The sequence below is a fragment of the Roseateles sp. Mitsp63 genome (genome assembly GCF_059491535.1).
Genome location: NZ_CP168509.1, coordinates 5051557 through 5064767, shown reverse-complemented (window position 1 = coordinate 5064767; position 13211 = coordinate 5051557). Strand labels below are relative to the sequence as shown.

Genomic DNA, 13211 nt, shown 5'->3' with positions numbered 1-13211 from the left:
CCCCCAGGCATCATGGGACGCCGGCGCATATTGGGTGAGCTGGCCCACTCGCTGCCGCCAACGTGGTGACCGTATCAAGCCGCTACAGCACTCGGAATGAATCCGCGATCTGTCAGCGCTTTGATCACGCCTCGCAGCAGCGTGCTATTGCTGAATCCGATCGTGTATTGACGCGCGTCGGGGCGCGTCGGCTGCAACATTCCGCTGGCCAACAACTTGCGGATCTGATACGTACGCTGCTGGCCGGTCAACCCGGGCATGGCCTCGGCCAAGTCCGCAGATCTCATGACCTTTGCGCTGATCGCCACCTTCAGAATGCCTTCCTCCCGCGCCGTGATCAGTTGGCGGGTCCGCGCATGGGACAAGGCCGGCAACAGAATCTCCGTGCTGAGAATTCGGTGGTCAGCCAAACGGTCCACCTTGTGCATTTCGTCCCGGACGCCGGCCAGCACATAGGTGCACCACGCTTCGAGCGCCTGGTCCGTCCCGGTATCCGCCCGAGACAGCATGTCGTAGTACTTCTCGCGATCGGCGCAGAACACCGCGGCCGGGTTCAATAGACGTCCGCTTTCGGCGCTCACCCGAAAGCCGTACTTGATCAGCAAGGCATACGTGAACAGGCGCACGACGCGGCCGTTGCCGTTGCCAAACGGGTGGATCCACGCAAAGCGGTGGTGCGCCAGCGCGACCTTCATGAGGTCGTATTTGCGCTGGTCCTCGCGGTTGACGAACCCGACCAGCTCCTGCATGAAGGCTCCGATCTGAACGGCCTCGGGAGGCGCATGTTCCGATTTCGCGATGCCCACTGTTCCGGTCCGGTAGGCGCCGGGCGTCTTGTCGCCTTCCCGCTCCAGGCCGTCAACGGTCATCGCGTGCAGTCCGCGCAAAAAATGCTCGGTGATGGGAGCTCCCGGCGCGATGGCGCTTTCGATCTCGTCCATGGCAAGTTCGATGTTCGCGATCTCTCGCAACGAATCCGCCTCTGGCTCGGAGGGAGCAGAAGCGGAGGGGGAGGTGAACTTGGTCTCAACGTAGTCAGCCAACGTCGTGTGGTTGCCCTCTATCCGGGCTGACGCCAAGCTCTCGAGGAGGTGGAACACCTGCTTGAGCTGAACGAACACCGTTGGATGCGTCGTTGCCTTGATCTCCAGTCGTCGCAAATGCTCCAGATCCGTCAGCACGTCGAGCAGCGGCGATGAAAAGCTTGGATTCAGCAAGCGCAGCGGATGATCAACGAACGTCGCCATGATGTGTGGTGGAAGTCAAATCGCGTCTGGTCACATGTTTAATGTATTTCTAAATTCCATTTATTGACAATGACTTATGGACGTCTATGCGATAGAACAAGTTGAATGTCGCTCAAGCGTATGTTGAACAGCCGCCTGTCGCAAGTTGAATGAGCCGACCATCGGCGCCCGCTCCGTTTCACGGCCTGCGGTGATACAAGCTCATCCATCGCCCCGTCCGCCAGCCGCCTGCCCAGGCACCGCGCCTGCCGCCCCGTCGCCGATGCCCTTGATCTCTGCCCCGGACCCTTCCGACCCTCGCGCCGCCGATCTCCGCCGGATGAAGCTCGTCGCGCTGGGCTGTCTGCTCGCCTCGCTCGCCGGCCTGCTGCTGAGCCTGGCCATGGGCGCCGCCGGCCCCTGGGCCTGGCTCAAGGCCTTCTGCGAGGCCGCCGCCATCGGCGGCCTGGCCGACTGGTTCGCCGTCGTCGCGCTGTTCCGCCATCCGCTCGGCCTGCCCATCCCGCACACCGCGCTCATCCCCCAGGGCAAGCACCGCATCGCCGACAGCCTCGCCAACTTCGTCCGCGACAACTTCCTCCACCCCGAGGTCCTGCTGCAGAAGCTCGAGATCCTCAACCCCGCCGAGCGCCTGGGCCAATGGCTGCGCGAGCCCGCCAACCTCGCGCAGCTCACCGGCTCGCTGCGCGCGATGGCGCTCGAGGCGCTGTCGCTGCTGAACGAGCAGGCCGTGCGCCGCGCGCTGGGCGAGTTCCTGGTCGCGCGCGCCTTGTCCTGGAACGCCACCGGCACGGCCGCCGCGGTCCTGGACGTCATGACCCAGTCCGGCCGCCATCAGGACGTGCTCGACGGCGCGCTCGCCAAGCTGCGCGACTACCTCTCCACGCCCGAGGTGCGCGCGCTGGTCGCCGCGCGCCTGGTGAAGTTCTCGCGCGCGCAATGGCCCAAGGCCACCTCGCTGGTCGACACCATCGCCAACGTCGACAAGATGGCCGACAGCCTCTCCGACAAGCTCGCGCTGCAGCTGGTCGAGGAGGTGCAGACCGCGCTCTCGCAGCCGGACCATTCGGTGAGACGCCAGTTCGACGCCTGGATCCAGGAGTTCGTCCAGCGCCTGCGCGAAGACCCCGAGTTCGCGCGCGAGATCAACGCGCTGAAGGACCGCATCGTGCAGAGCGACGACGTCCGCGCCTACCTCGACGGCGTGTGGACCGAGGTGCGCGCGAGCGTCGATGCCGATCTGCGCCGCGACGACTCGGTGCTGGTTCGGCACGTGGATCGCTCGCTCGCCGCGCTCGGCGAGCGCCTGAGCAGCGATCCGGCGTTGCTGCAGGCGATCAACGAGCATGTGCTGTCGTCCGCGGCGCGGCTGGTCGGCGGCATGCGCGAAGGCGTCACGCGCCACATCGCCGCCACCGTCAAGTCCTGGGATGACCGCAGCCTGGTGCGCCAGATCGAGCTCAGCGTCGGCCGCGACCTGCAGTTCATCCGCCTCAACGGCACGCTGGTGGGCGGTGTCATCGGCGTGCTGCTTTATGCGGTGACCTTGCTAGCGCAGCGTTGACTGAGACTGACGTCTTCCAGCATTTCTCGCCCCTTTCCTACTTAATCGAGTGGAAGGCGCAGCAAGACTTGACTCCCCTCGGCTATCGAAGGCGGAGCCTGACATGACGAGACTGGCCGCTCCCTCATTCGAGTCGCCAGCGGCCTCACGTCATGTCTCATCGATCCACTTCCGCCCCCGTCGCCCGTTCACCGGAACGAGCCGATCTCACATCCACCCAAGCCGCCCTTGCCGGACCGCGTCGCCGCCGCGACGACGCCGACGAACCCTCCCAGCCCTCCGATGCCGTCAAGCCGGTCGATGCCGACGTCGCGTCGTCCTCCGCCCCCGCAGCTGTGGCCGGCGATGCCGGCCCGCCGAACGAGGAGCGCTCCAGCTCGTGGCTCTGGGCCGGGTTGGGCCTGCTGGGGATCGGTGCCGTGGCCGGTGGAGCCGGCGGCGGCTCCTCGTCGGCGATGCCGGTGACCACGGACCCGCCGGCGCCCGACAGGCCCAAGCCCGAAGAGAAGCCAACGCCAACTCCCGAGCCCGAGCCGCAACCCGAGCCACAGCCCCAGCCCCAGCCCCAGCCTCAGCCTCAGCCTCAGCCTCAGCCCCAGCCGGACCCCGACCCGGGCTCCAAGCCCGATCCGAAACCGGACCCCAAGCCCGATCCCACGCCTGATCCAAAGCCGGACCCCAAGCCCGACCCCACACCGGATCCGAAACCAGACCCGGGCCCCGGCCCCAACCCAGATCCGAAGCCCGACCCGAACCCAGATCCCAAGCCGGATCCGAAACCCGATCCGGTCCCTGACACCGACCCGCCCGCCGCGCCCGTCCTGGCGCTGATGGACGACACCGGCACCAGCGGCTTCGACCGCGTGACCCGCGACGCGACCGTGCTCGTCTCCGGCCTGGAGGCGAGCGCGATCTGGCACTACTCGCTGGACGGCGGTCAGAGCTGGCATCGCGGCAAGAACTCCGCGATCCCCGCGTCCGCCTTCGCCCATGACGGCGACTGGCGGGTCCTGGTGCGCCAGACCGACGCCGCCGGCAACGACAGCGACACGGGCACGCTCGAGTTCACGCTGTTGACCTCCGCCCCCAGGCCGACGCTCCGCCTCGAGGAGGACACCGGCGCGTCCGTCTTCGCGGATCCGGCGGGCATCTCGCTGCACGATGGCATCACCCGCGACGCCACCGTGCTGGTCGGCAACCTGATCCCCGGCGCGAAGTGGCACTACAGCATGGACGGCCTGTCCTGGTTCGAGGGCAGAGACGGACGCGTCGAGCCCGGCTTCTTCGGCGACCACGACGGCGCCAAGGTCGTCCACGTGCGTCAGTCCGACAGCGCCGGCAATCTCAGCCAGACCGAGACCCTGCAATTCGTCCTCGACACCCAGCGCGACGGTCCGGTCGCCGTCCGCCTCGTCAACGACAGCGGCCTGAGCGGCACCGACCGGCTGACCAACGACGCGCGGCTCGCGCTGACGCTGGCACCCGGCCAGACCTTCAGCTACACCTTCGACACCGGCCACTTCGGCTCGGGCAGCGGCCCGGGCGACCAGATCGTGCCGATGCCCGACGGCCTGCCCGACGGCGCCCGCTGGGTGGAACTGCGCGTGTACGACGGCGCGGGCAACGGCACGCTGCAGCGCTTCACCTTCGAGCTGGACCGCACGCCGCCGTCCAAACTCGGCCTGACGCTGCTCAAGGACACCGGCGCCAGCGCCAGCGACGGCATCACGCAGGACGCAACGATCCAGGTCTCCGGCCTCACGCCCGGCCACCGCTGGCAGTACCGCGTCGCGACCAGCGGCGACACCTGGTTCGACGGCGACGACTCGATGCGGATCGAGAACTCGGCCTACGGCGGCGACGGCGTCAACTGGGTCGACGTCGTGCAGATCGATGCGGCCGGCAATCGCAGCGAGCCCACCCATCTGCGCTTCGAACTGGACCGCGTCGCGAATGCGCCGAAGCTGTGGCTGAAGAACGATACGGGCGCCAGCGCCTCCGACTTCATCACCGCCGACGGCACCGTGGTCATCGGCGGCCTGGAGGCCGGTGCGAGCTGGTGGGGGAGCATCAATGGCAACCATTACTCCGGCACCCAGACCACCGGCATCAATCCCACCGTCACACCGCCCCCGTCCAGCGAATGGTTCATCTTCGGAGCCCGCCAGACGGACCTGGCCGGCAACACGAGCGCGCTGTCAACGCCGCTGCGCGCCTTCGTGACCACGAAGGCGGACGCCGATGGGCGCCAGCCGGTGCTGCGATCGAGCCTGGACCCGATGATGATCGGTACCGATCGCCAGGACGATTTCCTGGTCGAAATCGGCGCCAACGTCGGGCTGGTCATCGTCACGAATTTCTCGAGCGCGCAGCACGATGTCCTCGATCTGAGCCAGCTCCTGACGCTTGGCGCCGGCCAGAAGATCGGCGATGCCGTGAGCAAGTGGAATCGGGGCGAGGGGTGGATGGGCGTGGAGCTGGCCATCACGGGCAACGGCGGGCAGAAGTACATGGTCGACCTGTGGAACCTCCCCGCCATCGACCCCATCCTCATCCGCACCGCCGACGGCCTGCACGTCCTCTGAGCCCGGGACGGGCATGACCCCCGCGGCGAGCGCCGGCGTCCTCTAGACTCCGGCGCTCGTTCCCTTCCGTTCGTCCTTGTGGAGTCCGTCATGCCCCGATACGTCGCCTTCCTCCGCGGAGTCAGCCCGATGAACGCCAAGATGCCGGACCTGATCCGCGCCTTCGAGGCCGCCGGCTTCACCCGCGTCAAGACGGTGATCTCCAGCGGCAATGTCGTGTTCGATCACGAGGGCGCGCCGGTCGACGAGCTCGAGCGCCGCGCCGAGCAGGCGATGACGGATACGCTGGGCAAGAGCTTCGGCACCACGGTGCGGCCGGTGGAGCACCTGGTCCGGGTCGTCGAGGCCGACGTGCACGAGGCCTTCGATCCGCCGGCCGGCGCCAAGCGCCTGATCACCTTCCTCAAGCGCCCGCACGAGGGCGCGGTCGAGCTGCCGCTGCGCGGCAACGACGCGGCCATCCTCCAGCTCGACGGCGTCGAGGTCTTCAGCCACTACCTGCCCAACGAGCAGGGGCCGCTGTTCATGACCATGCTGGAGAAGACCTTCGGCAAGCAGATCACGACCCGCACCGTGGACACGGTGCGCAAGTGCATCAAGGCTTGACGGCCCGCGGATGACGCGGCGGATGACGCGGCTGGGGAGGCTGCCTCAGGCCACGCAGGCGCGGTTCTTCCCGGTGCGCTTGGCTTCGTAGAGCGCCTCGTCGGCGCGGTCCAGCGCCTGCTCCATCGTCTCGCCCGTGCGGAACAGCGTCACGCCGGCCGAGAAGGTGACGAACACGTCGCGCCCCTCGTGCATGAACAGGCTGGCCGACAGCGAGCGCTGCAGCCGCAGCAGCACCGCCTGCGCCTCATCAAGCGGCGCCTCCGGCAGGATCAGCACGAACTCCTCGCCGCCCCAGCGCCCGACCTTGTCGCCGGGCCGCAGCAGCCCCGACACCCGTGCCGCCAGCGCCTTGAGCGCCTCGTCGCCGGCCGCGTGGCCCAGGTTGTCGTTGAGCTTCTTGAAGTTGTCGATGTCCAGCAGCGCCAGCGCCAGCGGCTTGGGCTCGCGCTCGAGCTTGGCGCGCTCGGTCTCGAAGGTCGCGATCAGGCCGCGCCGGTTGGCGACCTGCGTCAGCTGGTCGGTCTGGACCTCGCTGGAGAGCTTGCGCAGCTCGCCCTCGAGCTGCTCGACGCGCTCGGCCAGCTGCGTCGCGCGATCGTGCTCGTCGCGCAGCCGGCCCTGCGTGGTCTGCACCAGCGACTGCACGCTGCGGCTCTCCTCGACCATCTCGCGCACCACGCCCGCCAGGCTTTCCAGCGAATCCGCCTGCTCGATCACGGAGGCGTACTTGCCGACGCTGTCGCTGAAACGGTCGGTGTGCTGGCCGAGCTCGCCCAGCTCCTGCAGCATGCGGTTGATCAGGCCCTTGAGCGCGTCGCGGGCGCGGCTGCGCTCCTCGCGCAGGCTGTGCTGGCGCTCGCGGGTGTTGTGCAGCAGCTCGCTGACCGAGCGCACGCTGCGCGCCGTCAGCCCCTGCGCCAGCGTCTGGCCCATGGCCTCGCACTGGCCCTGGGCCCAGGAGTCGTCCTCGGCCAGGTCGGCCAGGCTGCCGGTCAGTTCGCCGCAGAGCTTGCCCAGCTCGTTGAACGCGTGGTTGCGGTGATCCAGCCAGCGCCGCGCGCGGATGCACAGCGCGTCCATCTGCGCCGCGCGTTCCGGCGTCGCGCCGCCGCGCACCAGCTCGGCATGGGCCACGCCGAGTTCCTCGATCAGTTCCTTCGCGCGCGCGTCGTCCGAGGCCAGCGCGTGACGCACGGTGCCGTTCAGGTGCGTGCCGACCTCGGGCCAGGACTGCAGCCCCGGGCCGGTGGCCGCCGCGCCGCCCATCAGCGTGTCGAGCGAGCCGTAGCGGCCGCCTTCGGCCGAGGCCCCAGCCTCCGCGCCGGGCTCGGCGGGCGGCTGCGCGTTCTCCTCGTCGGTGAAGAACTGCGTCGGCGTGCCCTCGTCCGCATCGTCGTCGTCCGGTTGCGCGCTCGCGGTGCCCGGGGTCGCGGCGAGCTCGTCCAGCGGCGCCGGCTGCGTCTCGACGCGCGAGTCCCCGGTGTCTCCGTCCCAACTCGTCACCAGCTGCCGCAGCCGCAGCGTCAGGCGCTGCGGGTCGCTGCGGTTGCTCTGCAGCACGCGCAGCACGCCGTCCTTCTTGCGCGCCAGCGTCCATTGCCGGCCGCCGCGCTCCAGGCCGCGCATCAGCTTCTCGACCAGCTGCGCCAGCTGCTCCGCCTGGGCGCCCGGCCCGTGAGTCTGCTGCAACGCTTCGAGCGCGCGCTGCAGCTCATCCCAGCGGCCCTCGCGCATCTGCGCGGCATAGCCCTGGCGCTGCTGCGGATCCGGCACCGCCAGGCCCAGCAGCCGCGTGATCGAGGCCTGCGCGCGCTCCGGCAGCGCACCGCCCGCGGCGGCGCGGGCCGGCTCGCCGGCCTCCTGCGCATAGGCGCGCGCGTAGTTCTCGGGGGTGGGCTCCAGCTTGTCCAGCGCCAGCCGGCGCAGGGCCGCTTTTGCCAGGAGAGCGGGAGGCTGCTGCGGCATCGGTCGGGGCGTGGTGAAACGTGGAAGGGCGCTGCGGATCGCGGCCGGGCCGCGTCAGCGCGTCGGAAGTTCGTCGCCGGCGTCGGACGTCGGCAGGATCCAGGGCGCCTTGCGCGGCAGCACCGTCTGCGCCAGCCAGCGCTCGAGGTCGTCCGGCGGCAGCGGCTTGCTGAACAGGAAGCCCTGCATCAGGCTGCAGTCCAGCCGGCGCAGCACCTCCATCTGGCGCAGCGTCTCGACGCCCTCGGCGATCACCTGCAGGCCCAGCGAGCGCGCCAGCGCGATGATCGCCGTGACCACCGCCGAGCTCTGCGGCGTGATGCCCAGGTCGCGCACGAAGCTGCGGTCGATCTTCACCTCGGAGATCGGCAGCGTCGTCAGGTAGGCCAGCGACGAGTAGCCGGTGCCGAAGTCGTCGATCGAGATCTCGACCCCGACCTCGTTGAGCCGGTGCAGCGACGGGATCACGCTCTGCAGGTCTTTCATCAGGCCGGTCTCGGTGATCTCGAGCTGGATCGCGCGGTGCGGCACGCCCCATTGGCTGACGAACTGGTGGATGTGCTCGACCAGGTCCGAGCGCTCGAACAGCCGGTTGGGCAGGTTCACCGCGATCGATTCGCTGAAGCCGAAGTTCAGCTGCCAGACCTTGGCCTGGCGCGCGGCCTCGCGCAGCGCCCATTCGGACAGCGGCACGATCAGGCCGGTCTCCTCGGCCAGCGGGATGAACTCGCCCGGCGGCACCAGCGTGTTGCCGCGGCGCCAGCGCATCAGCGCCTCGGCGCCGACCATGCGCGCCGTGCGGACGTCGATCTTGGGCTGGTAGTGCAGCACCAGCTCGTCGCGCTCGATCGCCTTGTGCAGCGCGGACTCGAGCTCGAGCTTCTCGCGCCCGCGGCCCGCCAGCATCGGCGAGTACAGCGCCGAGGCGTTGCGGCCCTGGTTCTTGACCGCGTACATCGCGACGTCGGCGTTGCGCAGCAGGTCGGCCATCGTCAGGCCGTCGCGCGGATACAGCGCGATGCCGACCGACGCGGTCACGAAGCATTCCTGGCCGGCGATGAAGATGGGCTCGCGCAGCGCCTCCAGCACACGGCCGGCGACGCGCTCGGCATCGCTCTCGTCGCCGACCTCGGGCAGCAGCGCGACGAACTCGTCGCCGCCCAGGCGGCCCACCGCCTCCAGCGTGCGGTGCGAGCGCGTGCCCACCGACTCCAGCATCCCCTCCATCACCTGGTCACTGTGGCGCACGCAGCTGCGCAGGCGGCGGCCGACCTCCATCAGCAGGTCGTCGCCGGCGGCGTGGCCCAGCGTGTCGTTGATGACCTTGAAGCGGTCCAGGTCGATCAGCAGCAGGCCGACCTCGTGGCCCATGCGGCGGCCGGCCTCGATGGCGCGCTCGGCGCGCCACATCAGCTGGCGGCGGTTGGGCAGGCCGGTCAGCGCGTCGAAGTTGGCCAGCTCGCGGATGCGGTCCTCGGCCATGCGCCGGTCGGTCACGTCCTGGATCACGCCGGTGTAGCCGCAGGCGTTGCCGTGCTCGTTGAACTCGGGCTCGGCCTCGATGTGGATGACGCGCTTGCGCCCGTCCAGCAGCGTGAACGGCAGGTCGGTCACCAGCACCGAGTTGTGGGCGACGACGTCGCGCAGCAGCCGCATGAAGAGCAGCCGCTCCTCGCGCGGCACCATGCGCATCACGCCGATGAAGTCCAGGGGATCCGCCGGACCGCGGCCGAACACGCGCAGCGCCTCGTTGGCCAGCTTGAAGCCGTGGCCGGTCTGCCATTCGAAGCTGCCCATGCGGGCCAGGTCTTGCGCGCGCGCCAGCTTGGACTTGCTGCGCTCGAGCTCCTGGCGCGTGCGCGCGCTGCGCAGCATGTAGCGCAGCCGGCCGGCCAGCAGCCGCCATTGGGTGGACTTGACGAAGAAGTCGGTCGCGCCGGCCTGGTAGGCGCGGTTGATGGAGGCCTCGTCATCCAGGCCGGTCAGCATCAGGATGGGGGCGTTCTCGAAACCGGGCAGCGCGCGCAGCCGTTCGCAGGTCTCGAAGCCGTCCAGGTCGGGCATCAGCGCGTCCAGCACGATCAGCTCGGGCGTCCACTGCGTCACCAGCTGCAGCGCCTGCTGGCCGCCGGTCAGCGCGGTGACCTCGAAGCCGTGCTCCTGCAGCGCGGCCTCGATCAGCATCAGGTTGACCGGGTCGTCGTCGACCAGCAGGACGCGTGGCCGCTCGATCAGATCCACTTCCTTCACGTCGCGGCTCATCGCGAGGGCCGCACCAGTTGCTGCATCGCCAGCCGGGCGGCGGCGATGTCGTCCAGGACGGTGCGGATCAGGTCGGGCAGGCCTTCCTCGCGGCCGGCGCGGGCCAGGGCCTCGATCTCGGCGCAGCGCTGCGACAGCACCACCGCGCCCAGGCTGGCCGCGGCCGACTTCAGCGTGTGCGCCACATGGCGCAGGCCGTTGAGGTCGCGCGGCGCGTCGCGGCCTTGCGCGAGCACCTGCTCCTGTTGATTCAGCGATTTGAGGAAGGCCGCCACGACGCGTTCCAGCAGATGGTTCACGCCCTCGGGATCCAGCTCGCGCAGACGGGCGAGCGCCTGATCGTCCAGCACGGCGGGTTCGGGCTGCGTCCGGGAGGGCATGGTCGTGGGGTGGTCTGAGGACATCTTCTGATCATGGCGCCGCGCGGAGCTTCCACGCGGAGTTGCGGGGCCATTGTCGTTCACCGGGAGGATGGGAGCGCGCGAAAAAGGAGTCAATTCTGGTGTTCTTGGGGCCTCCGCTCGGGGTAAGTCCCGGGTTGGGTGTCGCGCCGGCGCGTCCCTCGGGGCGTGAGGTGGTGGTGAATCCTCGGTGAGGCGGCGGTGAGGGCTACATACAATGGCCCGCATGAACAGGTTGGGGGAAGCCGCCGCTCGCCGGCGGCCATGGAAGGGCGCCGCGCTGGCCTTGGGTCTGGCCGTGGTGATCCTGCTCCTGCTGCTGGCGCTGAACATCGAGCCCAGCGGCCCCGGCCTGGTGCTGACCGCCGTGACGGCGGGCGCGGCGCTGACGATCGTCGTGGCGGCGCTGACCTGGCACCTGGCGGTGCGGCTGGCGCGGGCGCAGTTCGGCGAGCTGCTGCGCGAAAGCCGCCAGCACGCCCACTCGCTGACGCAGCTGCAGTCCGACTGGCTGTGGCAGACCGACGCGCAGCATCACCTGGTCCGCTGGCAGGCGCCGCAGGGCGCGCCGGCCTCGAGCTGGGCCGGCACGCCGGTCCATGGCGCGGTGACGCAGCGGCTGTGGGAGCGCTTCGACGCTGCGCAGGACGCCGGGGCCCCGGAAGCCGCCGACGTGCGACGCCGCGTCGAGCCGGGCCAGTCCTTCGACCGGCTGCGCGTCGTCGACGCGCAGGGCCGCCGCTGGGAGCTGCGGGCGCAGGCGACCACGGACGCGGCCGGCCGCTTCGCGGGCTATGTCGGCGCGGCGCGCGCCCTCGACGAGGCGCCGGCGCTGCTGGCCGCGCCGGACGCCGCGGCGCCGGGCGCGCTGCCCACCGACTGGCTCCAGGCCTTGCCGGGCCCCGCGTGGCTGCTCAGCGGCGAGGCCGGCGCGTCGACGCGGCTGATCGATTTCAACGAGGCCGCCAGCCAGATGATGGGCGGCTCCGAGGCGCGCGGCCAGTCGTGGCGCGCCTGCGAGGAGCGCCTGCCCGAGGAGCTGCGCCAGGCGCTCGCGCAGCCGGACCTGCAGTCGGGCAGCGCCTGCGGCGCGTGGTGGCTGTGCCTGACGGCGCTGCCGCACGGCGGCGGCACGCTGCTGAGCCTGTGGCCGCAGGGCGCGGTCGAGACGGTGCCCGCGGCGCTGGCCATGCAGGCGGCGGAGCAGGCGCGCGCGGACCAGGCCTCGTTCAGCTACACGGTGTCGCACGACCTGCGCGCGCCGCTGCGCGTGGTCGAGGGCTTCACCCGCATCCTCAAGGAGGACTACGGCAGATTGCTGGATCGCGCCGGCAACGACCACCTTGACCGGGTGCTGGGCGCGTCGGCGCGGATGCACAGCATGATCGACTCGCTGCTGGCGCTGTCGCACCTGTCGTCGCAGGCGCTGCGGCACGAGACGGTGGACCTGTCGCTGCTGGCCGCGCAGGTGGTGGACGAGCTTCGCCGCGGCGCTCCCGCGCGCGAGGTCGACGCGCAGGTCCAGCCGGGCCTGCGGGTGCAGGGCGATCCGACGCTGCTGCGCATGGTGCTGGAGAACCTGATCGGCAATGCCTGGAAGTACAGCAGCAAGCGCGAGCAGGCGGTGATCCGCTTCGACGCCGAGCAGCGCCAGGGCGAACGCGTCTACGTCGTCACCGACAACGGCGCGGGCTTCGACATGCGCTTCGCCGATCGCCTGTTCGGCGTGTTCCAGCGGCTGCACAGCGCAAGCGATTTCCAGGGCACGGGGGTCGGGCTGGCGTCGGCGCGGCGCATCGTGCGCCGGCATGGCGGCGACATCTGGGCCGAGTCCGAGGTCGGGCAGGGCGCCCGCTTCTATTTCACGCTGCCGGGCTGAGCCGCCGCTGTGCGCCGGCTTGCCTCCGCTGGCGAGTGCCTGAGCTGCCGAGGGCCTCAGCTGCCGAGCGCGAGCTGCTCGACGGCCTCGACGACGCGGCGGGCCTGTTCCCCGAGATCGATCTTCTGCTCTGCGGCCATGCGTTCCAGACGCGACAGCGCCTGCGCGCGCGTGAGCGAGTAGCGGTGCATCAGCACGCCCAGCGCCATGGCCTCGACCATGCCGAGCGAGGCCGCGGCATCGGCGTCGGGCGTGGCGGCCGGAGCGGAGGTGGCGGCCAGGCGGGCGGGCCGGTTGGCGAAGGCGGCCTCGACGGCGGGGACGATCTGGTGGATGTCCAGCGGCTTGACCAGGTAGGCCAGGGCGCCGAGTTCCTTGACCTTGGCGACAGTGGCCTCGTCGGCGAAGGCGGACAGGAACATGAAGGGGAGCTGCAGGTAGTCGCGCAGGTAGCCGGCGACGTCGAAGCCGGTCATGCCTTCCATGCGGATGTCCAGCAGCGCGAGGTCGGGGCGGTGCTGGCGGGCGATGAGGATGGCGTCGTCGCCGTTGTCGGCGTCGAGCACTTCGTAGCCGGCCTGGGCCAGGCCATGGGTCAGGGTGGCGAGCACCAGCCGGTCGTCGTCCACGACCAGGATGCGGCCCTTGCCGCTCGCGCCGACGTCCTTGCTTACGCTATCCACGCTGCTCCCGAATCCA

Annotated in this window: 9 protein-coding genes; 4 read left to right on the top strand and 5 right to left on the bottom strand. The window is 70.0% G+C overall.

The genetic code is table 11. The features are described from left to right. Positions 1-74: 74 nt before the first annotated feature. Positions 75-1247, bottom strand: a complete 1173-nt coding sequence (locus ACEN96_RS21935; protein WP_495585159.1) for a Fic family protein — start codon at positions 1245-1247, stop codon at positions 75-77. 319 nt (positions 1248-1566) lie between these two features. Here ACEN96_RS21935 and ACEN96_RS21930 point away from each other — a divergent pair, with 319 nt between their 5' ends. From ACEN96_RS21930 to ACEN96_RS21920, 3 genes are all read left to right on the top strand, one after another. Further along, complete coding sequence (locus ACEN96_RS21930; RefSeq protein WP_495585158.1) at positions 1567-2811, top strand: DUF445 domain-containing protein; 1245 nt, start codon at positions 1567-1569, stop codon at positions 2809-2811. Positions 2812-3641: 830 nt separating this feature from the next. Next, positions 3642-5396 carry an Ig-like domain-containing protein gene (locus tag ACEN96_RS21925; RefSeq protein WP_495585157.1) on the top strand — a complete coding sequence of 585 codons (1755 nt, stop codon included), beginning with the start codon at positions 3642-3644 and terminating at the stop codon, positions 5394-5396. 90 nt (positions 5397-5486) lie between these two features. Next, positions 5487-6002, top strand: a complete 516-nt coding sequence (locus tag ACEN96_RS21920; RefSeq protein WP_495585156.1) for a DUF1697 domain-containing protein — start codon at positions 5487-5489, stop codon at positions 6000-6002. Between the two features lie 45 nt (positions 6003-6047). On the opposite strand, the gene ACEN96_RS21915 is transcribed toward ACEN96_RS21920, so the two are convergent. The 3 genes from ACEN96_RS21915 to ACEN96_RS21905 are packed head-to-tail and all read right to left on the bottom strand — an operon-like array spanning position 6048 to position 10636. Further along, a complete protein-coding gene (locus ACEN96_RS21915) occupies positions 6048-7970 on the bottom strand; it encodes a GGDEF domain-containing protein (protein WP_495585155.1) in 1923 nt (640 codons plus the stop codon). A gap of 54 nt (positions 7971-8024) precedes the next feature. Then, the gene (locus ACEN96_RS21910) at positions 8025-10220 is read right to left on the bottom strand and encodes a putative bifunctional diguanylate cyclase/phosphodiesterase (RefSeq protein WP_495585154.1); all 2196 of its coding nucleotides are present in this window, start codon (positions 10218-10220) and stop codon (positions 8025-8027) included. An 8-nt stretch (positions 10221-10228) separates the two neighbouring features. Then, entirely contained in the window at positions 10229-10636 is a 408-nt protein-coding gene (locus tag ACEN96_RS21905) for an Hpt domain-containing protein (protein WP_495585153.1), read from the bottom strand. A gap of 223 nt (positions 10637-10859) precedes the next feature. Between ACEN96_RS21905 and ACEN96_RS21900 the strand changes: the two genes are divergently transcribed. Continuing rightward, on the top strand, positions 10860-12512 hold the full coding sequence (locus ACEN96_RS21900; protein ID WP_495585152.1) for a sensor histidine kinase: 1653 nt from the start codon (positions 10860-10862) through the stop codon (positions 12510-12512). Positions 12513-12568: 56 nt separating this feature from the next. Here the strand turns inward: ACEN96_RS21900 and ACEN96_RS21895 are convergent, their stop codons facing one another. After that, the gene (locus ACEN96_RS21895) at positions 12569-13195 is read right to left on the bottom strand and encodes a response regulator (RefSeq protein WP_495585151.1); all 627 of its coding nucleotides are present in this window, start codon (positions 13193-13195) and stop codon (positions 12569-12571) included. Between the last annotated feature and the right edge of the window lie 16 nt (positions 13196-13211).